Here is a 25,875-nt window from a genome sequence, read left to right as displayed (position 1 = left end):
CAGGGAAAGCCCATTCATCCGCTCGCCGGGATCATGGTACCGCGCTACCCCCGCCCGGCGATCAGGCTGTCGGCGGCGGCGCGGGCCTCGGCGGTGACGGTGGCGCCGGACAGCATGCGGGCGATCTCCTCGCGGCGGTCGTCGCCGTCCAGCTCGACCACGCCGGTCGTCACCTGCTCGCCCTTCACCGACTTCTGCACCTTGAGGTGGATGGAGCCGCGGGCGGCGACCTGCGGGCTGTGGGTGACCACCAGGACCTGGAGCCCCTGCCCGAGCGTCTTCAGCCGCTCGCCCACCGCGGCGGCGACGGCGCCGCCGATGCCGGTGTCCACTTCATCGAACACCAGCGTGCCGACGGTCGAGGTCTGGGCCAGCACCACCTTCAGCGCCAGCATGAAGCGCGCCAGCTCACCGCCGGACGCGATCTTGTTCAGCGCGCCGGGCGGCGAGCCGGGATTCGTCGCGACCTGGAAGGCCACGCGGTCCATGCCCGACGCCGTCCAGTCCGATTCGTCGGCCAGCGGCTCGACCAGCGTGCGGAACTTCGCCTTCTCCAGCTTCAGCGGGGCCAGTTCGGCGGCGACGGCGGTGTCCAGACGGCCTGCGGCCTGCTGGCGCTCCCGGCTCAGCGACTCGGCGGCCTTGCGGTAGGCGTCGCGGGCAGCCTCCGCCTCGCGGGCGAGGCGGGCCAGCAGGTCGCCCTGGTCCTCGATCAGCAGCAGCCGGTCGGCCATGTCCTTGCGCAGGGGAGCCAGCGCGTCCACGTCCACCCCGTGCTTGCGGGCGGCGGCGCGCAGGGCGAACAGCCGCTCCTCCAGCTTCTCCAGGGCCTGCGGGTCCATGTCCACGTCGGAGGAGACGGCCTGGAGACCGGCGATGGCCTCCGCCGCCTCGGTCGCGGCGCGGTCCAGGGCGGCGATGACCGGGTCGAGCTTGCCGGCGGCCTTGTCGGCGATGCGGCTCAGCGTGCGGATGGCCGAGGACAGGGCGCGCTCCACCCCGCGGTCGCCCGACAGCTCCCCATAGGCGGCGTTCAGGGCGTCGACCAGCTTCTCCCGGTGCATCAGCACGGCGCGGGTCTCGGCCAGTTCCTCCTCTTCGCCCGGCTTGGGGGCCAGCGCGTCCAGCTCGGCCACGGCGTGGCGGAGGTATTCCTCCTCCGAACGGGCGCGGGCGATCTCAGCGGCGGCGTTGGCGCGCGCGTCCTCGACCTGCCTCCAGGCGCGGTGGGCGGCGGCGACCTGGGCGGCGTGGGCCGACAGGCCGGCGTAGGCGTCCAGCACGCCGCGGTGGGTTTGCGGATTCAGGAGGCCATGGGTGTCGAACTGGCCATGGACCTCGACCAGTTCCTCCCCCAGCCGCTTCAGCAGGCCGACGCCGACCGCCTGGTCGTTGACCCAGGCGCGGCTGCGCCCGTCGGCACTGACGGTGCGGCGGACGACCAGCCGCTCCTCGGGGTCGAGCCCCTGCTCCTTGAGGATGGCCAGCGCCGGATGATCGCCCGACAGATCGAACTCCGCCGTCACCGACGCCTGATCGGCGCCGTGGCGGACGAGGCCCGAATCGGCCCGCGCGCCGAGCGCCAGTCCCAGCGCGTCGAGCAGGATGGACTTGCCGGCACCGGTCTCGCCGGTGAGGACGCAGAGGCCCTTGCGGAAGCCCAGCCCCAGCCGTTCGATCAGGACGACGTCCCTGATCGTCAGCGACGCCAGCATGGATCGTCCTAGAACAGGGAGCTCCAGGCTCTGCTGATCCAGGACTTCTCGTTTCGCTCCGGACGCACGTTGGCGTCCACCAGCAGTGCGTAGCTGTCCGTGTACCATTCGCTGCCGGGGAAGTTGTGGCCGAGCACGGCGGCGGCGGTCTTCGCCTCGTCCGTGATTCCCAGCGCCAGATAGCACTCCACCAGCCGGTGCAGCGCCTCAGGGACGTGGGAGGTGGTCTGGTAGTTTTCAATCACCGTGCGGAACCGGCCGATGGCGGCGGTGTACTGGCGCTGCTTCAGATAGAAGCGCCCGACCTCCATCTCCTTGCCGGCGAGATGGTCGTTGGTCAGGTCGATCTTGATCTTGGCGTCGCGGGCGTACTGGCTGTCCGGGAAACGGCGCACGACCTCCGACAGCGCGTCGAGCGCCAGACGGGTCATGCGCTGGTCGCGGCGGACGTCGGTGATCTGCTCGTAATAGGACAGCGCCCGCATGTAGTAGGCGTAGGAGACGTCGGGGCTGCCCGGATGAAGCTGGATGTAGCGGTCGAGCGCCAGGATCGCGTCGTCGTACTTCAGATCCTGGTAATGGGCGTAGGCCGCCATGATCTGCGCCTTGCCCGCCCATTCGGAATAGGGGTGCTGGCGCTCCACCTCGTCATAGAGCTTGGCGGCGACCTTGAACCGCTCCTCCCGCATGGCGGCGTCGGCCTCTTGGTAGATCTGCTCGGCCGGGCGCTCGACATACTGGTCCTCGGGTTTGGTCGAGGAGCAGGCGGTCAGGGCGGAAGCCAGGAGGAGGGCCGCAAGCGGCAGACGGGTAAAACGGCGGGGCATGGTCGTCGCGATGCTTTCGAAGTTGGCCCTATATAGCACGCCGGGGCGCGGGGGCGGCAAGCCGCTTCGGCGAACAAATTTCGAACCTCGCCGCCGCGGTGCGGCCGGACGCTCCGGAACGGGGGCCGGGAAGGGGGCGAAACGGGGGACCGGTCAGCCGAACAGCGCGTCGATGTCGGCCTGGCTGATGTTGCCCGTCTCCTGATGGTCGGCGGGGCCGTGCAGTTCCAGCGACTCGTCCATCTTGGTGACGGTCGGCGGCAGGGGCATCGCCTCGAACTCGCGCTTGTTCCAGTGGCTCATCATCGCGTCGACGCGCTCCTCGATGAAGGACAGGGCGCGGACGACCTTGGTGATGCGCTGGCCGGTCAGATCCTGGAAGTTGCAGGCCTCGTAGATGCGGACGATCACGTCGTTCATGTCGTTGACGCGGTCGGCGTGGTAGCCCTCCGGCAGCGACGACTTCAGCTCGTGAACGACCTCCTCCAGCTCCTCGGCGCAGGCCATGATGGTGTTGGTCGCGGCCTCCGTCGCGGAAACGACGGCGCTCAGCTCCTGCGAGGCCTGCTGGAACTTGTCGTCGCCGGCCAGCGGGTGGCGGATCGCCGCCATTTCCACCTTGGTGGCCTTGATCCGGCCCGAGATGTCGGCGATCTCGACCTGGATCTGGTCGATCTGCTGGGCGTCCATCGTCAGGAAGCGGTCGAGCTTCGCCCCGAGGTCGCTGATGGCGCGGATGACGTCGCTGTTGTCCACGGTGACCGGGCCGGACGGCAGCGACGCGAGCGCCGGCGCCAGGGCGGTGGCGTCATCCACCACCGACTGGTAGGGATTGCCGGTCCGGCGGGCCTTCTGAAGCTCCGCCATGAAGGGTTTCGAGAGATTCCTCATGCGGGCTTCGCCTCTTCGCGAGTGGACGTCCGGGGCATCCGCGCACGCCGGCCCGTCTGGTCAGGACTGCCCGCCAAGGCCGGCATCGACCCGGCGGGCGACGATCGTCATAACAAACTTCAAGGTCCCAATTCGCCCGCCGATTGGCGCGGCGGCAACTCTTCACAAATCCGACGCCGAACCGTCTTCCTGACCGTGGGGTCAGCCGAACAGGGCGTCGATCGCCGCCTGATCCAGCGGTGCCGGAGGCTCGTCCGCCGCGGGCGGCGGGGCGGCCGCCGGCTTTGGGGCGGCCGGCTTCGGGGCGGGCTTGGCCGCCGAGGCCGGCTTCGGCACCGGCTTCTTGGCGGCCGGGGCCGGGGCGGGATCCGGCGGAGCCGCGGCCGGAGCGGGAGCCGGACTGTCGAACAGGCTGTCGATGTCCGCCTGGCTGGCCTTCGCCGGAGCGGCCGGCGCTGGGGCCGGGCTGTCGAACAGGCTGTCGATGTCGGCCTGGCTCGCCTTGGCCCCGGTCTGGGCCGCCGCCGGGGCGGCGGGGGCCGGAGCGGCGGCCGGCGGCGGTTCTGGGGCCGGAGGCGGGGGCGGTGCCGCCATCGCCGGGCTGTCGAACATGCTGTCCACGTCGGCCTGGCTGACGCCGAGGCCGTCGAGCTGCGGGCCGTTCAGCAGATGGGCGTCCGGCCGGGTGTCCGTGTTCTCTTGGGAGATCTGGATGCCGGCGAGCTTCTCGACGCCCCAGATGTTGATCATCGCGTTGACGCGCTGCTCGATGTAACGGAGCGCGTTGACCACCTTGCTGGTGCGCTGGCCGGTCAGGTCCTGGAACGAGCAGGCGGTGAAGATGTTCGTCACCTCCCCCTCGATCTCGGAGCACAGGCCGGGGTCGGCGCCCTCCGCCTTCAGCTTGCCCGACAGGTCCATCAACCGCTCGGCGGCGTTCAGGATCTCGAAGGACGCGCGTTCGGTGGAGATGACGATGGCGTCCAGCTCGTTGGTCGCCGACGTGATCTTGTCACCCCCGGCGTCGGGCGGACGCAGGGCCGCGACCTCGCGCCGCGCCTGCTCGATGGAGGCAGCCATCTCCATCAGCTCGCGCCGCAGCACCTCGACGTGCTTGGAGGCTTCCACCACCTCGCTCTGCTGATGCCAGGAGCTGCGGAACTCCAGCAGCATCTTGCGCACCTCCTCCGCCGCGGCCCCATGGGCCCGGCGGTGGAAGCGGCGCAGGAAGGCTCGCCCCTTGGTCGTGCGGGCGATCGCTTCCTCGATCTGGTCGAACTCTTCCTCGGAAAGCTGCGGAAGCTGATCCAACCCAACCACTCCTTACCCGCCGATGACGGCCTGGATCTTCTGCTTCAGGGTGTCGGCGTTGAAAGGCTTCACGATGTAGTTGTTCACACCGGCCTGCTTGGCGGCGATCACGTTCTCGGTCTTGCTTTCGGCGGTGACCATGATGAACGGGGTCGAGGCGAGCTTGGCGTCGGCGCGGATCTCCTTGAGGAGCTGCAGGCCGGTCATCGGCTCCATGTTCCAGTCGGAAATGATGAGGCCGAACTTGCTCTCGCGCAGCTTCTGCAGGGCCGAGACGCCGTCGCCGGCCTCGTCGATGTCCGTGTAGCCGATCTGGGTCAGGAGGTTCCGCACGATGCGCCGCATGGTGGCGTAGTCATCGACGACAAGGATCTTCATCTACGCGTCTCCGCATTCTTCCGTTGCTAGGCCCCGGCCCGGCGTTCAGCCCGCCCGGCGCGGCATGGCGTGCGCCGAGGTCGGTCTGGTCCGACTGTGATGCCTTAAGTCTGCCGAAAAGTCATCCCTCACGGCCACAGTGACGTACGCCCGTAAATATCGGGTTACCAAGACCGCCGAATTTCCGCCGCGCCCCGACGCGATGAGGCATCGCTTGAAGGCACGGACGCGCTTCCGGCGGCGGTCCGAACGGGCATACCCCTGCGCCGGGTGGGGACCTTGCCAGATTTCACAGGCGAACGCACGGGCTGATTCTCGCCCGATGCGCCTCCACCCGCCGGCAATGGTCCACCCCGGCCCAATTCCCTCAGACGATGATCGGCGAGGTCGCGTGCCTCAACCACTGCGTCACGGCGGCGTCCGCCCCACCCGCGAGCCGCGGCTCCAGCGCCTCGCGCACCCGCGTGTGGTAGGCGTTCAGCCAGGCGATCTCCGCCTGGGTCAGCAGAGCCGGCTCGACCAGATTGCGGTCGATGGGAGCCAGGGTCAGCACCTCGAACCCCAGCATCGGCCGCTCCGCCATGGGCAGGTCGAGCGGCTGGACGACGATCAGGTTCTCGATGCGGATGCCGTAGGCGCCGGTCTTGTAGTAGCCGGGCTCGTTGGACAGGATCATGCCGGGCTGCAGCGCCACGCTGTTCGGCACCTTGGAGATCCGCTGCGGCCCCTCATGCACCGACAGGTAGCTGCCCACCCCGTGGCCGGTGCCGTGGTCGTAGTCGAGTCCCAGCGACCACAGCGGCAGGCGGGCCAGCGTGTCGAGCTGCGACCCGGTGGTGCCGCGCGGGAAGCGCGCCGTGCTGACGGCGATGTGCCCCTTGAGGACCAGCGTGAAGCGCTCGCGCATTTCCGGGGTCGGCGCGCCGATGGCGATGGTGCGCGTCACGTCGGTGGTGCCGTCCTGATACTGGGCGCCGCTGTCCAGCAGGAACAGGCTGCCCGGCTCCAGCCGGCGGTCGGTCGCCTCCGACACGCGGTAATGGACGATGGCGCCGTTCGGCCCCGCCCCGGAAATCGTGTCGAAGCTGAGGCCGCGGAAGCGGTCGTTGGCGCGGCGGAAGGCCAGCAGCCGCTCCGCCGCCGCGATCTCCGTCACGGTGCCCGACGGCGCCTCCTGCGACAGCCAGTGCAGGAAGCGGACGAGCGCCGCGCCGTCGCGGGCGTGGGCGGCGCGGGTGCCGGCCAGTTCCGCCTCGTTCTTGCAGGCCTTGGGCAGGGCGCAGGGATCGGGGTTGCGCTCCAGCTTGGCGCCGGCCATGTGCAGCCGGTCGAAGATCCAGGCCGAGGTGCTCGCCGGGTCGGCCATCACCTTGCGCCCCTCGCGGCCCAGCCCGTCGAGCGCGGCGCCCAGCTCGTCCGGAGCACGGACGGCCACCTGGTTGCCGAGATGGGACTCCACCCCCGGCGCCAGCTTGCGGCGGTCGATGAACAGGTCCACCTGCGCGTCGTCCTTCAGGATCGCGAAGGACAGGGGCAGCGGCGTGCAGGGCACGTCCGCACCGCGCAGGTTGAGCAGCCACGCGATGGAATCGGGCTGGGTCAGCACGACGGCGCCGATGCCGTTCCGCGTCAGGTCGCCGGCGATGCGGGCGCGCTTGTCGGCGGCGCTGTCCCCGGCGAAGACGAGGTCCTGGGCGACCACCGGGGCGAGCGGCGGCGGCGGCTGGTCCGTCCACACGCGGTCCACCGGGTTGTCCGGACAGGGCACCAGCGACAGGCCGATGCGCTCCAGCTGCTGGCGGGTGCGCTCCACCCAGCCGGCGGTGTGCAGCCACGGGTCGTAGCCGAGCCGACCGCCGCGCGGCAGCGCCTCCGCCACCCATTCGGTCAGCGGATCGTCCACCAGATGCCGGTATTCGTACAGATCGCCCGACACCTCCGCCTGGACCTGCAGGGTGTAGCGCCCGTCCACGAAGATGGCGGCGCGCTGCCGCCCCACGATGGCGTGGCCGGCCGATCCGGTGAAGCCGGTCAGCCAGGCGAGACGCTGGGCGCGCGGCGGCACATACTCGCCCTGATGCTCGTCGCCGCGCGGCACGATGAAGCCGTCGAGATCGGCGCGGGCCAGGACGCCGCGCAGGGCGGCGATGCGGGCGGCATAATCCGGTGCCCCGGCAATATGGCCATCGGCGGCGCGGCTGTCCGCGAGGTCGGCCTTCAGGGCGCGGAGCTGCGTGGCGAGGTCGTCCGGAAGCCGCGCCCCGACCAGGACCATCCAGCCGTCGGGGTCCTCCCCCTCCGGCGCGGCGAGCACCCCGGCGACGAGGCTGCGGATGTCCGCGGGGGTTTGGGGCAGGCCCGCTTGGGCCAAGAGCTGCGCCAGGGTTTCGTCGCCGCGGTAAGCGCTGGACACGGGGGCTGATCCTCATCCGGTGAAGCCGTCCGCGACAGGCTAGGCAGGGACGCCGCACCGCGCAAGCGCGGGAAAGGGCATAGCCGCGTGAAACGCCGAACCCTCTACAGCCCCGAATCGTCGGGCAGGCCCAGCCGTTCCAGGACGCGCTTGCGCGCGAGGCCGCGGTCGACGTCGGGCACATGCAGCAGGCCGCCGATGCGGCGCAGCAGATTGGCCTCCAGGTCGTTCAGCTCGCCGTCGGCGTAGGCGACCTCCCACAGCATCTCGATGATCCACAGCCGCTTGTCCGGCGGGCAGTGGTCGTTGATCACCGTGACGTAGCGGTAGTAGGGCGAGGCGCCCTCCGTGTCGAACACGGCGGCGGACAGCAGGTCCTGCGCCTCCTCCTCGCTCAGGTGGAAGTGGCGGCGGGTGACGTCGAGGATGCGCTCGCGCTCCGCCTGGGAAATGGTGTTGTCGGTGCGTGCGGCCTCGACCAGAAGGGCGGCGGCGGCGGCCTCCAGCCTGTGGCGGTCGTCGCCGGGGTCGTTCTCCTGGAACAGCGCCCTGATCCGGTTCAGCATCGGTCCTCCACGGGTCGTCCACATGTCCGGAAGGAGATGGCGACGGGAGGACCGAAATCCAGGGGCGTCAGCCCTTTACGGCCTTCCGCTTCGGGCGCTTCACCACAAGGGTGGTCCATTCGCCGACCGGGATGCGCGCGACCAGATGCAGGCCCTGCGTGCGGTGCGCCTGGATGACGTGGCGCTCCTGCCGGTTCAGCAGGCCGGCCAGGACGGCCACGCCGCCGCGCTGCAGGTGGCGCTTCAGCTGCGGCGCCATGCGGGCCAGCGGGCGGGCCAGGATGTTGGCGGTGATCAGGCGGTAGGGCTTGTGCCTGCCCACGATGGCGGTGTGGTAGCCGTCGCCGCCCTGCGAGCGGATGCGTGCCTTCACCCCGTTGAGGGCGGCGTTGACGCGGGTGACGCGCACCGCCTCCGGGTCGATGTCCACGGCGGTGACGGGCACCCGCCAGCGCTTGGTCACCGCCAGCGCCAGGATGCCCGAGCCGCAGCCCATGTCGAGCGCCCCGCCGCGCCCGACGCGCGGCAGGCTCATCCGGCGGGCCAGCCGGTCCAGCGCCATCAGGCAGCCCTTGGTCGACCCGTGCTCGCCCGTGCCGAAGGCGGTGGCGGCGTCGACCAGCAGCGGGATGCTGCCCGCCGGGACGATGCCCTCATGGTGGGAGCCGTGGACGAAGAAGCGCCCGGCCTGGATCGGCGGGAAGCCCTGGTAGCTGTGCGACACCCAGTCGATGAGGGGCAGTTCCTCGATGATCAGCTTGGGCTCGGGGATGCCCACGGCCTCGGCCAGGACGGCGACGCGGGCGTTCAGCCGCGGCTCGTCCGGCTGCCCGTAGACCGTCGCCTCGACCAGCCAGTCGCCGTGCTCCTCCAGCTCGAAGGTGGACACCGCGTCGGCATGATCGCCAATCGCCTCGGCGAACGCGGGGGCGTGGGCTTCGGGGATGACGAGCGCGATGCGCCAGAGCTTGGAGGAGGACATGGGAAAGGTCGCCGATGATGGGGTGGTCGTTGTCTGGTGGGAGACTTAACCACAGAGACGCGGAGACACAAAGATTTCCTGCAGCCGGGACGTCCTGCAACCGCGCGCACGCCCCCGTCGCGGCACCGGGCTGCCACATCCGGAAACGGGTCCGCCACGCTGGATCGGCCGCGGCGTGCGACATTTCGGCCGGCGAAAGCACGTCACAGGCTTGCCGCCGCTTTTCTTACCACTTTTGAGCGGGCACACTGCACCTGGAGATAAGCGGGCCAGGGGTCCGCAAAAGGCTGTTTTGTGGGCACACGGGGGAGACGGGCTTGATGCAGCGCGTTTGCAAGGCGGTCAGGGCATGGATGGCCGCGCTGGTGGCGGTTTCAGGGGCGGCGATGGTGTCAGGCTGCGCGCTCGATCCGGTCGGGTTGGCGATCGGGGCGATGAACGCGGCGAGCATGCCGTCGGAAGCGTCCCTGGTGGCCGATATGGTCCCCTCCTACCGGGGCACCGGCTGCCAAGCCCTGGCGTCGCTCCAGAAAGGGTACATCGACCAACTGCCCACGGTGGACCCGGCGTACCACGAGGCGGTGGTGGTCAACATCAAGGCGGTGCGTCAAGTCATGGCGGAGCAGCGCTGCGCGGCGGGTGGCGGCGCGGTGGCGGGTGCGGGCTCCGCACCGGCGACGACCGTCACCACCGGCCCCAATGGCATCAGCGGAGCGGTGGCCGGCACGGCCGCTCCCGCCGCGGCACCGGCGAGCGAACCGCAGGGAGCGATGGGAGCGGCTGTGGGCCCGTTGACCGCCCAACTGGCGCAGGCGTTGGGGCTGGAGGCGCCGCGCGGCCTCGTGGTGACGGCGCTGATACCGGGCAAGGCGGCCGAGCTGTCGGGCATCCGCGGCGGCGACGTGATCCTGGAGGTGCGCGGCGTTGCGGTGGAGGATGCGGCGCAGATGCGCCGGACGCTGGGCGTGGTGCCCAGCGGGCAGAGCGTGCTGGTGAAGCTGTGGCGCGCCCGCGAGCTGCGCGAGCTGATCGTCGGCCCCATCGTCAGCAACACCCCGGCGTTGCCGCCGGGCGCGGTGTACGCCGATGCGCCGGTCCTGGCGGCGGCACCGGTGCGCGAACGCTTCTGCGTGGCCCAGCTGGCCGGTTCGGGCCTGTTCGCGGGCGGCGTGCGCTCGCCGCTCTTCACCGTGCGCAACGATGGCAGCGAGGCGGAGAGCGCCAAGCTGGTGACGGCCTTCCTGGAGGCGGCGCAGAAGGCTCAACCCGGCCAATGGACGGCGCCGCACGCGCGGCCGCTCTGCAACCGGGATTCGAAGGTCTGCACATCGGCCAGCGCCGACTCCGACGTGCTGATGATGCTGTGCGAGACGGAGCGCGAGAAGGGTGTGGCGATCTACGACTCGCTGCGGCAGGGCCAGCCGCTGACGGAACTGCCCTGGTCGCCGCCGGCGTCGTGACGCGAAGCCGGCGGGGTCACCGTCCCGACAGCCGGTCCGCGATGTCGTGCATTCCCTGCTCGCGCAGGATCGCCTGACGGTGACGGATCAGGCGGCGGGCCAGCGCCTTCTCCACCTCGGCGCCGCCGAGCAGGCGCCCTTGCGGATCGCGCAGATGGGTGGCGAGGTGGTCGGCCAGCAGCGCCTCCTTCTTCGGGTCGCGGCGGTCGAGCGGCTGGGTGCCGTTCAGCGATTGCCGGATGCGCTCCAGCAGAACGGCGCGGCAGCACGGCGCGCGCCCCTGGACGATCAGCGCGCCGACATGGGCCAGCAGGGGGCTCACCGGCTCGCTCTTCGGCTGCGGGTCGCGGCCCAGGATCAGGTCGGCCAGGGCGCACAGCCCGAGGGCGAGGTTCGGCTGCGCGCCGAGAAGCTCCTTCACCAGCTCGGCGGAGCCCAGCGCGTCGGCCATCACCCCGTCCAGCAAGGCGAGGTGCCGCGGCTCGACCTCCGGCCCGATCAGGTCGAGCAGCATCTCCAGCTTGCCCGCCAGCGAATTGCGGTCGGCCAGATGGACGGTGAGTTGGCTGAGGAAGGCGAAATCGTGCGCCTCCTCCCCCAACGCCATGACCAGGGCCCGGCTCGACCGGGACAGGTCGGCGGGATCGAAGGCCGGCAGCGCCTTGCGCTCGGCCTGGAAGTCGCGGGCGCGGGCCATCGCCGCGTCGGCGAAGCCCCGCAACTCGCGCGCCCGCGCCGGCACCGCGACGCCATGGCGGTCCGCGTGATGACGAGCCGCCGCCTGGAGCGCCGCGCCCAGCAGCAGGCCCTGCTCGTCGAGCTTGCGCAGGTAGGTCCAGCTGTGGAGAAGCTCGGTCGGGGTGATGCGGAACTTGTCGAGGAAGGCGCGCAGCAGCCGCCCGGTGACCACCCGCGCCTCGAATTCATCGAGATCGCCGGGCGCCGTGCAGTAGGGCGCCCCCTCCGCCGTGCCGCCCAGCGTCATGGGCTTGTCCTTCACCACCGGAACGGCCTTCTGGAAGATCACCGTTTCCAGCGACAGCCCGGCCAGCGTGCGGAACCTGAGGGCCTTGACCTCCTCCACCCCGCTGACCGCCAGCCAGCTGCGGGCGGAGGCGAGAGCCCGCCGCTCCTCGTCGTAGGTCCCCTCGATCGTCCAGCGTCCCTCGCGGCGGATCTGGACCTCGAACGCGGTGCTGCTCTTGCCGAACACTGGGCGGGTTCCGTGGCTGTGGGTGCGCTGTCTGAACCCCACCAGTAGCCGAACGCCGCCGCCGAACCTGTGACGACCGTCACCGCGGCGGGGCGCTGCGGCAATCGGTCACCCCGCCTTCAGCGCCCCATGACCCTCAGCCCGCCTTCTCCGCCGGCACCACGAAGCTGTCCATCACCTTCTTGCTGCCGGCCTGATCGAAGTCGATCTCCAGCTTGTCCTGATCGACCGCCGTGACGGTGCCGTAGCCGAACTTCTGGTGGAAGACCCGCGCCCCCTTCGGGAAGGGCGCGTTCGGGCGGGCGCGGGGGGCGACCTGATAGGAGCCGCTGTCCAGCGTGATGGTGCGCGGCGACGGGGGCTGCTGCCGGCCCGCCGCCTGCTGGCCGGCGCGGAAGGCGGCGTAGCTCGACGAGTCGCGGAAGCTCCCTCCCCCGCCGAAGCCGCCACCGGCGTTGCCACCGGGGTAGAGGCCGCTCGCCGCCTCCGCCTCGACGTCGCCGCCGGGGATCTCGTCGACGAAGCGGGAGGGGATGGCGCTGACCCAGTTGCCGTAGAGCCGCCGGTTGGCGGCGTGGCTGATGTAGGCCCGCTTGCGCGCCCGGGTCAGCCCGACATAGGCGAGGCGGCGCTCCTCCTCCAGCCCGGCGATGCCGGTCTCGTCCAGCGCGCGCTGGTTGGGGAACACGCCCTCCTCCCAGCCGGGCAGGAAGACCATGTCGAACTCCAGCCCCTTGGCGCCGTGCAGGGTCATCACGGTGACCTGATCGACGCCGGCGGCCTCGGCGTTCTCCATGACCAGGGCGACATGCTCCAGGAAGCCCGACAGGTTCTCGAACTCCGCCATGGCGGTGATGAGTTCCTTGAGGTTCTCCAGCCGGCCCGGCGCCTCGGGCGTCTTGTCCTCCTGCCACATGCGGGTGTAGCCGGACTCGTCCAGCACCATGCGGGCCAGTTCGGTGTGCGGCATGGTCGCCGACAGGGTGCGCCAGCGGAAGAAGTCCTGAAGCAGGTTGCGCATCACGCCGCGCACCTTGGGCTTCAGCTCGTCCGTCTCGGTCAGCGCCCAGCCGGCCTCGGTCAGCGGCATCCCGCGCGAGCGCGCCGCCTGATAGAGGCATTGCAGGGCCGCCGGGCCGACGCCGCGCTTGGGCACGTTGACGATGCGCTCGAAGGCCAGATCGTCGTCGGGCGAGTTGACGACGCGCAGATAGGCCATCGCGTCGCGGATCTCCTGCCGCTCGTAGAAGCGCGGGCCGCCGATCACCCGGTAGGGCAGGCCCAGCGTGATGAAGCGCTCCTCGAACTCGCGGGTCTGGAAGCCGGCGCGGACCAGCACGGCGATCTGGGCCAGCGAGACGCCCTGGCGCTGCAGCGCCTCGATCTCGTCGCCGACCCAGCGGGCCTCCTCCTCGCCGTCCCAGACGCCGCGCACGCGCACCGGCTCGCCGCCGTCCGCCTGGGTCCACAGCGTCTTGCCGAGCCGCCCCTTGTTGTTGGCGATCAGGCCGGAGGCCGCGGACAGGATGTGCCCGGTGGAGCGGTAGTTCTGCTCCAGCTTGACCACCTTGGCGCCGGGGAAGTCGGCCTCGAAGCGCAGGATGTTGCCGATCTCGGCGCCGCGCCAGGCGTAGATCGACTGGTCCTCGTCGCCGACGCAGCAGATGTTCTTGTGGGCCTGCGAGAGGATGCGCAGCCAGAGATACTGGGCGACGTTGGTGTCCTGATACTCGTCCACCAGGATGTACTTGAACTTGCGGTGGTATTCCGCCAGCACGTCCGGGTGCTTCTGGAACAGCGTGATGTTGTGCAGCAGAAGGTCGCCGAAGTCGCAGGCGTTCAGCGTGCGCAGCCGCTCCTGGTAGGCGCGGTAGAGCGCCACCACGCGCCCGCCGGCCACGTCGCCGCCGTCGCCCTCGTTCAGCCGGTCCGGCGTCAGGCCGCGGTCCTTCCAGCGCTCGATCACGCCCAGCACCTGCCGCGCCGGCCACTTCTTGGAATCGACGTTCGCCGCCTCCAGAAGCTGCTTGATCAGGCGGATCTGGTCGTCGGTGTCGAGGATGGTGAAGTTGGACTTCAGCCCCACCAGCTCCGCGTGGCGGCGCAGGATGCGCGCGGCCAGCGCGTGGAAGGTGCCCAGCCACCAGCCCTCCGGCTCGATCCCCACCAGATGGGCGACGCGCTCCCGCATCTCGCGGGCGGCCTTGTTGGTGAAGGTCACCGCCAGGATCTGGAAGGCGGCGGCTCGGCGCGTCATCAGCAGATGGGCCAGCCGCGTCGTCAGCACCCGCGTCTTGCCCGTGCCGGCGCCGGCCAGCACCAGAACCGGACCGTCCAGAGCCTCCACCGCCTCGCGCTGCACGGGGTTCAGCCCGTCCAGATAGGCGAAGCGCTGGACCGGCGCGGGGGCCGGGGCGCCCGCGTGGCTGAGGGGATCATGGCCCAGCGGGTCGTCGTAGGCGTAGGGATCGGACATGCGGCACCGGATTTCCTGGGCGGGCTCCCCCGCGGCCGGGAGACGCCCTTCATCGAAAAGAGGACACCGTATATAGCACGCCCCCCGGCGCATCGAACCCCTTCCCTTGACGGAACGGCCGGGGCGCTCCGCCAATGGGCATGGGACTAGGCCCATGGGCCAGGATGGCCGCGGCCGGCCCTATGCCCCACCCCATGGCGCAGGTCTTATCACAATAGCCCGAAGTCACATCGGCCATAGGTTCCCAAGAATCACCCGCAGTCACAGACAAATCACAGGCAGATCCGAATTCTTGACCGATTGATTATTCCACGCGGGACATTCGTGAACGGTTCGTTGGACGGTTTGTCTTATTTCGGCTTAGGGCATATGCCCATTGCGAGACATAATTTTTCCTTTGGGGAAATTTTCTGTTCCGCAAATCCGGGGTAAGGTCCAATCAGATCGTGGCACCCCGGAACCAAACGGACAGCCGCGGAGAGCGGCCCTCCCCCCGGACCGGATGTCCACGGAGGCGCCAGACGAACGACCGAATTGAAACAAACAGAGGGCGGGTAGGAACAATGGACCCCGTGAACGTTTTCCTGATCGACGCGAACAAGCTCTTCCGCGAAGGCATGAAGCGTCTGTTCGAGAACACGCCCTTCAAGGTGATGGGCGAGGCGGGCACCCTGCGCGAGGGCGTCCCCGCGGTCGAGGCGGCCGGCACCCAGCCCGACCTGGTTCTCATCGACCTCGTCAACGGCGGCGAGGACGAGGCCGACCAGCTCCGCGCCCTGCGCGACGGGCACCCCGGCATCCGCGTCGTCATCCTGACCACCGACCTGTGCACCCGCCGCCTGTCGGGCGCGCTCGGCGCCGGCGCCCACGGCTACCTGATGAAGGACATCGCCTGCGAGGCGCTGATGCAGTCGCTGAAGCTGGTGATGATGGGCGAGAAGGTGTTCCCCACCCACCTCGCCGAGCTTCTGATCAACGGCCGCAGCGACGAGCTGGCGACCGAGGTCCCGGCCCGCCGCAAGGGCCTGTCGCAGCGCGAGATCCAGATCCTGCGCTGCCTGCTGAACGGCAACTCCAACAAGATGATCGCCAACCACCTCCACATCACGGAGGCCACGGTGAAGGTCCATCTGAAGAGCCTGCTGCGCAAGATCAACGCCTCCAACCGCACCCAGGCGGCGATCTGGGCGCTGAACAACGGCATCGGCGATCAGCCGGCGGAAGCCGCCGGGGTCAGCGCCGGCGTGGTCTGATACATCCCCGCGGTTCCGCCTCCCCGGCACCCACGACGCCGGCCGCGCCATCCCGCGGCCGGCGTCGTGGCGTTCGGAGCACCCGTTTTGGGTGCGGCGACACGCCATAGGTGGTGCGCCATAGGACCAAAGGCCCTCTTCCGCCTCGAAATGATGATGGCTATTTCGGCAATACGTTCCGAATTTGGTTGGATCGCAGCCCCGACACGATGAGCATCATGGAATCCAGCGCGGAAAAGCCGACCCTGAACGTTCTGCTTGCCGACGACCACCTGCTGTTCCGGGACGGGCTGCGGCGTCTGCTCGCCCAGTCGGACGACAGCATGGTGTTTCACGAGGCCGGGACGTTCGACGATGTCCGCCGCCTGTGCGACGGCGCCATCGCCTTCGACCTGATCCTCCTGGATCTCGGCATGCCGGGATGGAACGGCTTCTCCCTGCTCGGCGAGATTCACCAGCGGCTCCCCAAGGCGCTTCTGGTCGTGGTGTCGGGATCGGAGAAGCGGTCGGACCTGCTGGCCGCGCTGGAGAACGGCGCCGCCGGCTTCATCCCGAAGTCGAGCAGCGCGAAGGTGCTGATGGGCGCCCTCCAGCTCGTGCTGGCCGGGGGCGTGTATCTGCCGGAACAGGCGATCCGCGGCGACCGGATGACCGACAGCGCGCCGCAGGCCGGCAACGGGGCGGGCGATTGCGATCCGATGGGCTCCCTGGCCGACGGGACGGGCGACCAGCTGACCCCGCGCCAGCGCGACGTGCTGAACCGCCTGCGCGACGGCAAGTCCAACAAGCAGATCGCTCATGAGCTGGGCCTGACCGAAGGCACGGTGAAGGTGCATGTCACCGCGATCCTGCGCCAGCTCGGCGTCCGCAACCGCACCCAGGCGGCGATCACCGCGAACGGTCTCTGACCGGACGCCCTCCCCGATCCTTCCCGATCAGGCCCCTCCCCGCTCCACCGAGGCGACCAGCGCGGCCAGAGCGCCGCGTATGGCCGATTCGTGCTTGGCGGGCAGAACCTGCTGGCCGGGAACGGTCACGACGGTCAGGTTGCGGCAGCCGGTCAGGCGCTGCTCCAGGAAGGACGCGCCCGGCAGGCCGTCCGGCACGTCCTTCCCCTGCACCAGCGTGACCGGCACGCGGACCGCGTCGAGCACGGGAGCCATGGCCTGAAGCTCCGCCGCGCTGTCGCGGACGACCGGCGGCAGGATGCGGGCGGCGATGCGGCGGAACACGCCCGGCCGGACGGCCTCCCCGGTCATCGGGTCGATCAGCAGAAGACCGCCGACCAGCTCCGGAAAATCCAGCACGGCCCGCAGCGCCACCGAAACGCCGCTGCCGCAGCCGATCAGAAGCGGCTTGCGCGAGCGGCGGAGCGCCAGAAGCGGTCGCAGCGCCGCCGCCGGCACGCCCGGGTCGCCGCGCAGGCGGGACGAGCCGTTGATCGGCGCCGGATCGGGCCGCGGCACGGCCACCCATTCCTGCCCCGCCGGAACGGCGCGCAACAGGCGGGTCCAGGCCCGGGATTCGCTGGACGCCGCGTGGACGAGGATGATCCGCCGCCCGGCGGGATCGCCGGCGACGATGCAGCCCGGCCCCACCTCCCGCGATGCGCCGCAGCGTGCGGTTGGCGCCTCGCCGGGCGACGACGGCACGATGCCGAACGCGGCTCCGGCGGGCCGCCCGGCGCTGCTGTGTATGGTCAAGGCTCCGCTCCCCGATTCCCGAACATGGCGCGGAGATCGTCTCCGCCGATTGACAGGGAGCCTAATGGAGGGTTCGCGGCCTTGTCCCGTACCATAAAAAGGCCCGAAATGGCGCGAACGGTGGCCGTAAATCCCGAAAATCGCAGGTTTTTACCCCAATTGTTGTGCAGTTCCGCCATTGCCGGCGGACCCTGCACAAGAACGGGAGCCGTCAGTGGATGGTGTTGCCGTCGGGGAGCGCCTCGACCGGACGGTCGTCGCGCGGTTCGGACGGACGGTGCAGTTCGCGCATCAGATCCCGCCAGTCCGGCGACCCGCCGAGCTGCTGGATCAACTGCGTGGAGAAGGCGAAGACGGCCATCTCCAGCGGCCCGTTGTCCTCGGCGTGGGCGTTGACGGTCAGGCAGGATTCCGCGGCGCTGACGAAGATGGCCGACGCGACGGCCACCCCCGGCCCCGGCGCGGGCAGCGGCACCGGCGCCGGGGCGGACCCGGTGGTGCGCAGGGCCGACAGGTTCTCCACCAGCAGGCGCGTGCGGATGGCGGTGTCGATCGCCGCCCCCATGGTGTAGCCGGCCTCCGACTCCGCCGCGGAGCGCAGCAGGCGCAAGCCCGCGATCACCCCGTGGGCGACGTCGGCGGTGCCGGCGCGCTTGGCCGCCGCGGCGATGGCGGTGCCAAGGATGGCGGTGACCACCGGCGCCATGCTTTCGGCGTCGTCGCCCATGACGGCGGCGTCGGTGGAGTCTTCGTGGTTCTGGACCTCGTTCATGCGGCCTCCGATCCGGTGATACCCTGGATGGCGTGCGGCGCGGACCCCGGTTCCCTGCGGAACCGCTTTTTGCTCAAAGGTCCCTCGTTCGATCTGTGGCCTTTCCGGAGGGCATTCAAGCCGCCGGACGCCGGGAGGGGGTGAATCTTTCGATGCGCCACTTTCGCCGATCCCTCCTCTGGGCGAAGCCACCCACCATCCCCACATCTGCGGGCAAAAGGAGAAACACCCGATGCCCTTCCTCAGCCTTCTTCTCAACATCCTGTGGGTGGTGACCGGCGGCATCTGGATGGCCGCGGGATGGCTTCTCGCGGCCATCCTGATGGTCATCACCATCGTCGGCATTCCGTGGGCGCGGTCGGCCGTCACGATCGCCTGGTACACGCTGTTGCCCTTTGGACAAACCGCCGTCCGCCGGGATGAGTTCCGTGGCCGCGAGGACATCGGCACCGGCCTGCTCGGCACGCTGGGCAACATCCTGTGGTTCGTGCTGGCCGGCTGGTGGCTGGCGCTCGGCCATCTGGTGGCCGCGGTCGGCCTCGCCATCACCATCATCGGCCTGCCCTTCGCCTGGGCGCATCTGAAGCTCGCCCTGCTGGCCCTGTGGCCGGTCGGCACCGAGATCGTGACGGTGGACGAGGCGGAGTCCCGCCGCCGCCTGCTGAGCCGTGGGAGTTATTGAGCGGAGGTCCCCGTCCCGGCCATCCGCTTCAGCATGACCGAGGCCCGCCAGAAGCCGAGGTCCGCCCCATCCACGAAATGGACGTGCCGGTCGGCGGCGAGGTCGCCGACCAGGCAGGTCACCGTGGAGGCCGCCGCCCGCGCGGTGCCGTAACGGATGCGCCCGGCCGCCGCGTGGGCGGCCAGCATGGCCTCGATGGCGGCGGCCTCCGCCTCCGTCACGTCAAGGACGAGGCGCGGCCCGCCCGCCGATTTGCGGAAGTCCGACCGCTCCGCCATGCCGCGGCGGTAGCGGGCCGGATCGAAGCCGGCCAGCCGCCACCCGCCGCCCAGCATCGCGGCGAGCAGGGCGGATTTCCCGAGAAGCGACAGGACGCAGGCCAGACGCCGCCCGCGCGGGCGCGTCCGCGCCTCCAGCCACAGCGACCGCCAGGAGGGCGGCCAGCGCACCGCCAGCCGTTCCCCCATGCCGAGCGGCGCCGCCGTGGCGGTGGGGACGATCCGCTCGATGTCGGCCTGGACCCGGGCCAGCACCGACAGCCCCGGACCGCCGCCGGGCAGCGGGTCGACGATCACGCACAGGATCACGCCGCGCCCGCTGACCACCGGGTTCCAGCGGCAGGACACGCCCTCCAGCCCGGTCAGCGGGCCGGGCCGCGGCTCCAGCCGCCAGCGCGGATCGGCCTTCACCCAGGCGTCGGCCGCGGCGACCCCGCGCCCCAGGAACAGGCCGAAGGCGTCGCCGTTGCCGAAATCCTGCAGGGCGACCAGCACCTCCAGCCCCTCGTCGAGAAGCGCCCGCACGGGCACGAGGCCGACCCGCAGCGGCACGTCCATCTCCGTCCCGGCCCAATGGGCGAGCGCCGCCAGCGCCTGCTCCGCCGCCGCCCGGCGGCCCGGCGGAACCGCGGCGATGGCGCCGTCCCCGCCGAACTGGCAGGCGGGGGGCTGCTCCGGCTCCCGCACCGCCTCCGACAGGACGGCGACCACCGCGGCGGCCACGAAATTCACGTCGCGGTGCCGCCCCTCCCCGGCCAGGCGGGTGCTCGCCACCACGTCGGCGACGGCCAGCGACCAATCGCCGTCCAGCGCCGCGTAACGGGCGGGGTCGGCGGCTTCGGCGGTGAAGTCGTGGATGGACGGCAGAAACATCGCCTTCCTCGCGCCAGGAGGTTCCAGGGACGGGCCGCGCCAGTCTACGCCGCCGTGAGCGCCCTGTGAATCGCCCCCATCGTCGCCCCCCGAACCCATCCGCAATGGACCCATCCCGGATTGTCGGTCCGATCCGTCCGTTTCATCGTGCCGCGGTCCAATCCGGGGAGGAACGCCATGGGATTCGCGAACGACTGGAAATCCGCCAAGACGGCTTTTGAAACCGCCACCGGCAAGAAGAAGCCGAGCGCCAAGTTCATGGGCGTCTTCCACAAGTCCGGGCTGGAGGACGTCACCAAGGCGCTCGACACCGCGCTCGGCAAGAGCGACGCCAAGGCGCTGGAGAAGGCGCTGCTCGACTATGTGAAGAGCGCCACCGCCTATCAGACGACGCTGGAGAAGTCGGCCAAGGCCGAGGGCGTCGCGACCATCGCGGCGGAGCTGAAGAAGCTGGGGCAGGCGCTGGACGACATCGGGCGCCGCGCCGGCGTGGCCGTCAACGAGCGCATCGCCGAGATGCGCGAGGACGCCGAGGCGGAGAAGGCCAAGGAGGTCGAGGAGCAGGGCAAGGCCGCCCGCGCCATCGCCGACAAGACCGCGGTGCAGATCGACGGGCTGCTGAAGACCACCAACGCCGACATCAAGCTGCTCGATCAGGCCGCCGCCAACGCCGACCTCGCGCTGCGCAACGTGCTGGAGGCCCAGGGGGCCGGCAACGCCAAGGAGGCGAAGGCCCAGGCCGCCGCGGTCCAGGCCGCCGCCAAGACGGTGGACGCCCAGGCCAAGAAGGTCGCCGCGACCGCCGCCCAGGCCGCCAAGCTGTTCTCGCAGGGCAAGGCCGCCGTCGCCAAGATGAAGCTCGACCCCAAGCAGCATGGCGGACGCGACCCGGCCCAGGGCGCCTTCGACCGGGCCGACGCCATCGTCATGAAGCTGGACCAGTTGAAGGACGACGCCGCCGAGGCCGCCACCGAGGCCGCCGGCATCGTCAAGGAGGCCGCCCAGGCGCTGAAGGGCGCCCTCGACCTGCGCGCCACCTATCTGACGAGCTGCCGCAAGCTGGCCAAGCGGGCGCGCGACGCCGACGCCTTCTACGACAACATCGCCCGCGACGTCGGCGGGCAGGCCGACCGCGCGCAGCAGGAGCAGATGGTCGCCGACGAGGCGGAGGACGACAGGCGGGCGGCGGCGATCAAGACGGCGACCTTCTACATCACCCAGGTGCGCCAGCAGGCCGCCCAGGCGAAGAAGGAGATCCTCGCCGCCGCCAACGAGATCACCGGCACCCGCAAGTCCTTCCCGTCCATGGTCTCCGACAAGGACCCCGAGTTCGGCCCGCTGCTCGCCGAGGCGAAGGTGTCCCTGGACGGGCTGAAGGAATCGCACGCCGCCCTGACCAAGGCCGAGACCAAGATCGACAAGGTCGAGACCGCCCTCAAGAAGCTCGGGTAAAGGGACCGCGCACAGCCTCCCCCGCCGCCCGGACGGCGTGGGAGGCTTCGGGCGGCCTCACATTATGACTTCGGTCAGGCTGTCCATCATCTCCCGCTCGTGCTCGATCAGCATCAGCTCCTGGCCCAGGAAGTCGCGCATCGACACGACGCCGATGACGTGGCCGTCGCGGACGACCGGCAGGTGGCGCAGGCCATGGTCGGCCATCCGGCGCAACGCCTCGCCCACCGTGATGTCGTGGGCCGCGGTGACCGGGCACGGGGTCATCACCTCCGACAGCCGGGTCTGATCCGGGTCCAGCCCGTCGGCCACCACGCGGTCGGTCAGGTCGCGCTCGGTGAAGATGCCTTCGATCTGTTCGTTGATGGAGGCGGTGACCACGACGGACGCCACATGGGCGGCCTTCATCTGCCGCGCGGCATCCCGCACCGACGCCCCCGCCGGAAGGCTGACCACGCGGCGGCGGTTCAACAGATCCCCGATGTTGCGATGCATCATGGCTTTCCTCCTCCAAGTGCGGATGTTTGGGAAGACCACGGCGGCTGTTTTTCGTTGGTCGGACCGCCGCGCCGTGCTTCGCCGCCGGCTCGTGCCTCCTTTCACCGTTCATTTGCAGACGCGAAGAAAATTCCGCATCTGCGAAATGCCGAAACGGGCGAAGTCTGTCCACAGACCTTTTTATCAAGTGTTGAAAAAGGTAAACACTTTCCCGCCACTTGACGAGCAAAGCCACCGCAAAGCAACGTCATGGTTGCCATGACGGCGCAACATGCGACAAAACCACTCACCATTGGCCGATAGGGGTGGTTGTGGCATGAAAAATCAGACCTTCGGCTCCGGCGAACCATCCTTAACCATTATTAAAGGAAATAGGTCCGAAACTCCGGACAATTGCAGTTCTGTCACGATGTTGTCTGGAAGGGGCCTGGGCCGCCATGTCGTGGTTGTCGAAATTGAGCGGACGAGGCAAATCCACCGCGGCTTCCGCGTCATCCGCCAAGGAACGCCCCACCACCCCTCCGATCATCCGGATCGACAGCCATGAATATGTGCCGGAAGAATTCGTCCTCGGATCTTTCCGCATCCGTCCCTATGACGGGGATTTGATCGCCAAGCAGCAGTTCGACTTCCGCATCCTCTTCCGGCTCGGTGAGGAAAGTTCGGATTTCGCCTGCCGCGGCGTCGTGGTGAAGATGGACGATCAGGCCGGTCTGGTCGCCCGCTTCCATCAGCCGCCGCCGCTTCACACGCGCAAGTTGATCGAATATCTCAAGCTTTGGAAAGGCCTGTAAACGCAGGTCGATCCAAGCCCGGACAGTCCGAAGGCCCGCCGTTGCGACGGCGGGCCTTCTTCATGGGCGTCACCAAGCGGACCGCCGGTCAGGCGGTCTCCAGCGCCTTGCGGCTGTGCAGGGCGATCATCTGCTCCTCGTCGGTCGGGATGACGTAGACGGGGATGCGGCTGGTCGGGGCGGAGATCAGCGGGCCGTTGGCCTCGTTGGCCGCCGGGTCGAGGACCACGCCGAGCCAGGCCAGCTTGTCGCCCACCCGCGCCCGCACCGGGGCGGAGCGTTCGCCGATGCCGGCGGTGAAGACCAGCGCGTCGATGCCGCCCATGGACGCGGCGAGCGCGCCCGTCTCCTTGGCGATGCGGAAGCAGAACAGCTCCACCGCCTCCTCGGCGTGGGGGTCCTCGCTGTCCAGCAGGGCGCGCATGTCGTTGGACAGGCCCGACACGCCGAGCAGGCCCGACTTGTTGTAGAGCAGCTTCTCGATGGCGTCGGCGCCCAGGCCCTTCTGGCGCATCAGGTAGATCAGCACACCGGGGTCGATGTTGCCGCAGCGGGTGCCCATCGGCAGCCCGTCCAGCGCCGTGAAGCCCATGGTGCTGTCCACGCTGCGCCCGGCGTGGATGGCGCACATGCTGGCGCCGCTGCCGAGATGGGCGACGACCACGCGGCCGTCGGCCAGTTCGGGAGCCAGCTCCGGCAGGCGGCGGGCGATGTACTCGTAGGACAGGCCGTGGAAGCCGTAGCGGCGTACCCCCTCGTCGGTCAGCTCGCGCGGGATGGCGAACATCTGCGACTGCCAGGGCTGGCCGCGGTGGAAGGCGGTGTCGAAGCAGGCGACCTGCGGCAACTCCGGATGGGCCTCGGCCAACGCGCGGATGGCGGCGAGGTTGCGCGGCTGGTGCAGCGGGGCCAGGGGGATGAAGCTTTCCAGCTCCTCCATCACGGCCGGGGTCAGCAGCACCGGGGCGGCGTGGCGGGTGCCGCCGTGCACGACGCGGTGGCCGGCGGCCAGCAGCTTCGCCCCGTCCAGCCGCCCTTCGATCCACTCCAGCAGGAAGGCCAGCAGGGCGGTGCGGTCGGACGGCTCGCCGGCCGCCCAGACCCGCTCGGCCAGCGGATTCTTGGCGGCGTCCTTGGCCTCGAACTTCGGCTCGGTGCCGATGCCGGAGATCTGGCCGTTGATGGTCACCCGCAGCCCCCCCGCCCCGCTTTCTCGGAAGACCGAGAATTTCAGGCTGGAGGAGCCGGCGTTGATCACCAGGATGGCGTTGCCGCCACCCGCGTTCTGGCTGCTCATGACGGGCGCCCCTCTCACTCGGCCGCGGCGGCGGCGCCACGGCGGCGGGCGGCGGCGGCCAGGACGGCCACGGCGCAGGACGCCAGACGGGTGCGGACGTTGTCGGCGCGGCTGGTCAGGATGATCGGCACGCGGGCGCCGAGCACGATGCCGGCGGCGTCGGAGTTCGCCAGGAAGGAGAGCTGCTTGGCCAGCATGTTGCCGGCCTCCAGATCGGGGACCAGCAGGATGTCGGCCTGGCCGGCGACCTCGGACACGATGCCCTTGGTGCGGGCGGCCTCCAGGCTGATGGCGTTGTCGAAGGCCAGCGGGCCGTCGAGGATGCCGCCCTTGATCTGGCCACGGTCGGCCATCTTGCACAGCGCCGCCGCTTCCAGCGTCGAGGCGATCTTCGGGTTCACCGTCTCCACCGCCGACAGGATGGCGACGCGCGGCGTCTCGACGCCCAGGACCTTGGCGAGGTCGATGGCGTTCTGGACGATGTCCACCTTGTCTTCCAGCGTCGGGTAGATGTTGATCGCCGCGTCGGTGATCAGCAGCGTGCGCGGATAGGTCGGCACGTTCATCACGAAGACGTGGCTGAGCCGCCGACCGGTGCGCAGGCCGGTCTCCTTGCGGACGACCTCGGCCATCAGCTCGTCGGTGTGCAGGCTGCCCTTCATCACCGCCTCGCACTCGCCCGAGCGGGCCAGCCGGACGCCGGTCTCGGCCGACGCGTGGGAATGCGCCACGTCCACGATGCGGTAGCGGCTGATGTCCAGGCCGTGGGCCTCGGCGACCGACTTGATCTTCGAGGCCGGGCCGATCAGCACCGGGTCGATCAGGTTGGCCTCGGCGGCCTCGACCGCGCCCTTCAGCGAGCTTTCGTCGCAGGGATGGACGACGGCGGTCGGCACCGGGGGCAGCGATTCCGTCTTGCCCAGCAGCTCGTCATGGCCGTCGTGGCGGATGACCTGGACCTGCGGCAGCTCGTGCGCCGCGCGGCGGACCTTCCTGGTCGGCGCGATCACCTCGGCGAGGCCGGAGACGACCTCCTTGCCGTCCTGGTTGCGGGCCACGCAATCGAAGACGACGATGTTCTTCTCGGCGTGCTTCTCCTTGGCGGTGACCGTCACGGTGATGACGTCGCCCAGGCCCACCGGGCGCTTGAAGCGCAGGTCCTGGCCCAGATAGATCGTCCCCGGACCGGGCAGCAGCGTGCCGAGAACGGCGGAGATCAGCGACCCCGACCACATGCCGTGGCCGATCACCTTGTGGAACTGGCTGTCCGCCGCATACTCCTCGTCGAGGTGCGCCGGATTGATGTCGCCGGACACCGTGGCGAACAGCTCGATGTCGGACATGGTCAGACGCCGCGACAGGCTCGCCTGCTGGCCGATCTGGATTTCCTCGAAGGTGACGTTCTCGATCATGGCTGAGCCGTTCTTGCCGAAGTCGGGGGTGGCGGGCGCGGTAACACGGTCCATTGGAGAAGCTCCTCAATCGGATAGCGGCTCGGAATCACGTGATCCCCGGGCCGAATCCTCCCGGCCTGCGGATCGCCCTGTCGTCCGCGGCCTTTTTGTTGGACCCCTGGATCGGCCGGCCCGGGAAGGGCCGCCCGCCAGGGGCCGGTTCGGGGTGCCCTGAATAACGTGGCACCGTGAAAGAGATGTGACAGGGTGGCGCATTTCGCGGTTCCGTTGCGGTGCAACAATGTCGCACCCCCCCGTCGCCGCCGGTTCCGCCGTCCCCGCCGCACCCCGCGCCGTCCGTCTTCGACGACCGGCGGAAATGTCGTTCCGTCACGGTCTTACGACGGCCCAAGGTCTCACCCCATGACCTATGTCAAGCGGTTGGAAGACGGAATCCGTTTACTTTCCGGCACCACAATCCGCTCGCGCAGCATTGTATCACTGAGCAGGCGCAGCATGGCAAGACCTTGCGCGTCCAGGTCCGGGATTGACGGATTATCGGGATTTTCGTGAAACGGGGAGAACAGCGTCCCGCCATCCCGACGATTCCGCAGCGCACACGCCCGCCGCGCGCATGGCAAGGATGG

Annotated in this window: 22 protein-coding genes; 6 read left to right on the top strand and 16 right to left on the bottom strand. The window is 69.8% G+C overall.

The window, feature by feature from the left end:
* Positions 1–44: 44 nt before the first annotated feature.
* The 8 genes from recN to TSH58p_RS14330 form a co-directional block, all read right to left on the bottom strand.
* Entirely contained in the window at positions 45–1,715 is a 1,671-nt protein-coding gene (gene recN, locus TSH58p_RS14365; protein ID WP_109068123.1) for a DNA repair protein RecN, read from the bottom strand.
* A gap of 8 nt (positions 1,716–1,723) precedes the next feature.
* Positions 1,724–2,542: an outer membrane protein assembly factor BamD gene (locus tag TSH58p_RS14360; protein WP_109068122.1), complete on the bottom strand. Its 819-nt coding sequence runs from the start codon at positions 2,540–2,542 to the stop codon at positions 1,724–1,726.
* A gap of 153 nt (positions 2,543–2,695) precedes the next feature.
* The gene (locus TSH58p_RS14355; RefSeq protein ID WP_109068121.1) at positions 2,696–3,433 is read right to left on the bottom strand and encodes a protein phosphatase CheZ; all 738 of its coding nucleotides are present in this window, start codon (positions 3,431–3,433) and stop codon (positions 2,696–2,698) included.
* Between the two features lie 201 nt (positions 3,434–3,634).
* Complete coding sequence (locus TSH58p_RS14350) at positions 3,635–4,753, bottom strand: protein phosphatase CheZ (RefSeq protein WP_109068120.1); 1,119 nt, start codon at positions 4,751–4,753, stop codon at positions 3,635–3,637.
* Positions 4,754–4,756: 3 nt separating this feature from the next.
* The gene (locus TSH58p_RS14345; protein WP_014241240.1) at positions 4,757–5,122 is read right to left on the bottom strand and encodes a chemotaxis response regulator CheY; all 366 of its coding nucleotides are present in this window, start codon (positions 5,120–5,122) and stop codon (positions 4,757–4,759) included.
* A gap of 367 nt (positions 5,123–5,489) precedes the next feature.
* Positions 5,490–7,535 (bottom strand): aminopeptidase P family protein, encoded by a 2,046-nt coding sequence (locus TSH58p_RS14340; protein ID WP_109068119.1) that lies wholly within the window; start codon positions 7,533–7,535, stop codon positions 5,490–5,492.
* A gap of 104 nt (positions 7,536–7,639) precedes the next feature.
* Positions 7,640–8,101 (bottom strand): TerB family tellurite resistance protein, encoded by a 462-nt coding sequence (locus TSH58p_RS14335; RefSeq protein ID WP_014241242.1) that lies wholly within the window; start codon positions 8,099–8,101, stop codon positions 7,640–7,642.
* A 67-nt stretch (positions 8,102–8,168) separates the two neighbouring features.
* On the bottom strand, positions 8,169–9,083 hold the full coding sequence (locus TSH58p_RS14330; protein ID WP_109068118.1) for a 50S ribosomal protein L11 methyltransferase: 915 nt from the start codon (positions 9,081–9,083) through the stop codon (positions 8,169–8,171).
* Between the two features lie 320 nt (positions 9,084–9,403).
* Between TSH58p_RS14330 and TSH58p_RS14325 the strand changes: the two genes are divergently transcribed.
* Positions 9,404–10,543 carry a PDZ domain-containing protein gene (locus TSH58p_RS14325; RefSeq protein ID WP_109068117.1) on the top strand — a complete coding sequence of 380 codons (1,140 nt, stop codon included), beginning with the start codon at positions 9,404–9,406 and terminating at the stop codon, positions 10,541–10,543.
* A gap of 16 nt (positions 10,544–10,559) precedes the next feature.
* Here the strand turns inward: TSH58p_RS14325 and TSH58p_RS14320 are convergent, their stop codons facing one another.
* Both TSH58p_RS14320 and TSH58p_RS14315 read right to left on the bottom strand, forming a co-directional pair.
* On the bottom strand, positions 10,560–11,756 hold the full coding sequence (locus TSH58p_RS14320; protein WP_109068116.1) for a hypothetical protein: 1,197 nt from the start codon (positions 11,754–11,756) through the stop codon (positions 10,560–10,562).
* Between the two features lie 136 nt (positions 11,757–11,892).
* Complete coding sequence (locus TSH58p_RS14315; protein WP_109068115.1) at positions 11,893–14,232, bottom strand: ATP-dependent helicase; 2,340 nt, start codon at positions 14,230–14,232, stop codon at positions 11,893–11,895.
* 563 nt (positions 14,233–14,795) lie between these two features.
* Here TSH58p_RS14315 and TSH58p_RS14310 point away from each other — a divergent pair.
* Together TSH58p_RS14310 and TSH58p_RS14305 are read left to right on the top strand one after the other, a co-directional pair.
* Positions 14,796–15,485, top strand: a complete 690-nt coding sequence (locus tag TSH58p_RS14310) for a response regulator transcription factor (RefSeq protein ID WP_109068114.1) — start codon at positions 14,796–14,798, stop codon at positions 15,483–15,485.
* Between the two features lie 218 nt (positions 15,486–15,703).
* A complete protein-coding gene (locus TSH58p_RS14305) occupies positions 15,704–16,393 on the top strand; it encodes a response regulator transcription factor (RefSeq protein WP_247873828.1) in 690 nt (229 codons plus the stop codon).
* 27 nt (positions 16,394–16,420) lie between these two features.
* On the opposite strand, the gene TSH58p_RS14300 is transcribed toward TSH58p_RS14305, so the two are convergent.
* Both TSH58p_RS14300 and TSH58p_RS14295 read right to left on the bottom strand, forming a co-directional pair.
* On the bottom strand, positions 16,421–17,188 hold the full coding sequence (locus TSH58p_RS14300) for an alpha/beta fold hydrolase (protein WP_146205813.1): 768 nt from the start codon (positions 17,186–17,188) through the stop codon (positions 16,421–16,423).
* A 211-nt stretch (positions 17,189–17,399) separates the two neighbouring features.
* On the bottom strand, positions 17,400–17,960 hold the full coding sequence (locus TSH58p_RS14295; protein WP_109068112.1) for a hypothetical protein: 561 nt from the start codon (positions 17,958–17,960) through the stop codon (positions 17,400–17,402).
* Between the two features lie 232 nt (positions 17,961–18,192).
* Here TSH58p_RS14295 and TSH58p_RS14290 point away from each other — a divergent pair, with 232 nt between their 5' ends.
* Positions 18,193–18,642 (top strand): YccF domain-containing protein, encoded by a 450-nt coding sequence (locus tag TSH58p_RS14290; RefSeq protein ID WP_109068111.1) that lies wholly within the window; start codon positions 18,193–18,195, stop codon positions 18,640–18,642.
* Here the strand turns inward: TSH58p_RS14290 and TSH58p_RS14285 are convergent.
* A complete protein-coding gene (locus TSH58p_RS14285) occupies positions 18,636–19,793 on the bottom strand; it encodes a DUF3095 family protein (protein WP_109068110.1) in 1,158 nt (385 codons plus the stop codon). The two genes, TSH58p_RS14290 and TSH58p_RS14285, sit on opposite strands and share 7 nt — an antisense overlap.
* A gap of 177 nt (positions 19,794–19,970) precedes the next feature.
* Here TSH58p_RS14285 and TSH58p_RS14280 point away from each other — a divergent pair, with 177 nt between their 5' ends.
* Positions 19,971–21,245 carry a hypothetical protein gene (locus tag TSH58p_RS14280; RefSeq protein ID WP_109068109.1) on the top strand — a complete coding sequence of 425 codons (1,275 nt, stop codon included), beginning with the start codon at positions 19,971–19,973 and terminating at the stop codon, positions 21,243–21,245.
* Positions 21,246–21,302: 57 nt separating this feature from the next.
* Here the strand turns inward: TSH58p_RS14280 and TSH58p_RS14275 are convergent, their stop codons facing one another.
* A complete protein-coding gene (locus tag TSH58p_RS14275; protein WP_247873827.1) occupies positions 21,303–21,743 on the bottom strand; it encodes a CBS domain-containing protein in 441 nt (146 codons plus the stop codon).
* A gap of 437 nt (positions 21,744–22,180) precedes the next feature.
* On the opposite strand from TSH58p_RS14275, the gene TSH58p_RS14270 reads away from it, so the two are divergent.
* Positions 22,181–22,537 (top strand): hypothetical protein, encoded by a 357-nt coding sequence (locus tag TSH58p_RS14270; RefSeq protein ID WP_109068108.1) that lies wholly within the window; start codon positions 22,181–22,183, stop codon positions 22,535–22,537.
* Between the two features lie 88 nt (positions 22,538–22,625).
* Here TSH58p_RS14270 and TSH58p_RS14265 read toward each other — a convergent pair whose 3' ends face one another.
* Positions 22,626–23,834 carry an acetate/propionate family kinase gene (locus TSH58p_RS14265; RefSeq protein ID WP_109068107.1) on the bottom strand — a complete coding sequence of 403 codons (1,209 nt, stop codon included), beginning with the start codon at positions 23,832–23,834 and terminating at the stop codon, positions 22,626–22,628.
* A gap of 14 nt (positions 23,835–23,848) precedes the next feature.
* The gene (locus TSH58p_RS14260; protein ID WP_371732422.1) at positions 23,849–25,300 is read right to left on the bottom strand and encodes a bifunctional enoyl-CoA hydratase/phosphate acetyltransferase; all 1,452 of its coding nucleotides are present in this window, start codon (positions 25,298–25,300) and stop codon (positions 23,849–23,851) included.
* Positions 25,301–25,875 lie beyond the last annotated feature (575 nt).

The organism is Azospirillum sp. TSH58, assembly GCF_003119115.1.
Classification (GTDB): Bacteria; Pseudomonadota; Alphaproteobacteria; order Azospirillales; family Azospirillaceae; genus Azospirillum.
This window is presented reverse-complemented; position numbering and strand designations above follow the sequence as displayed.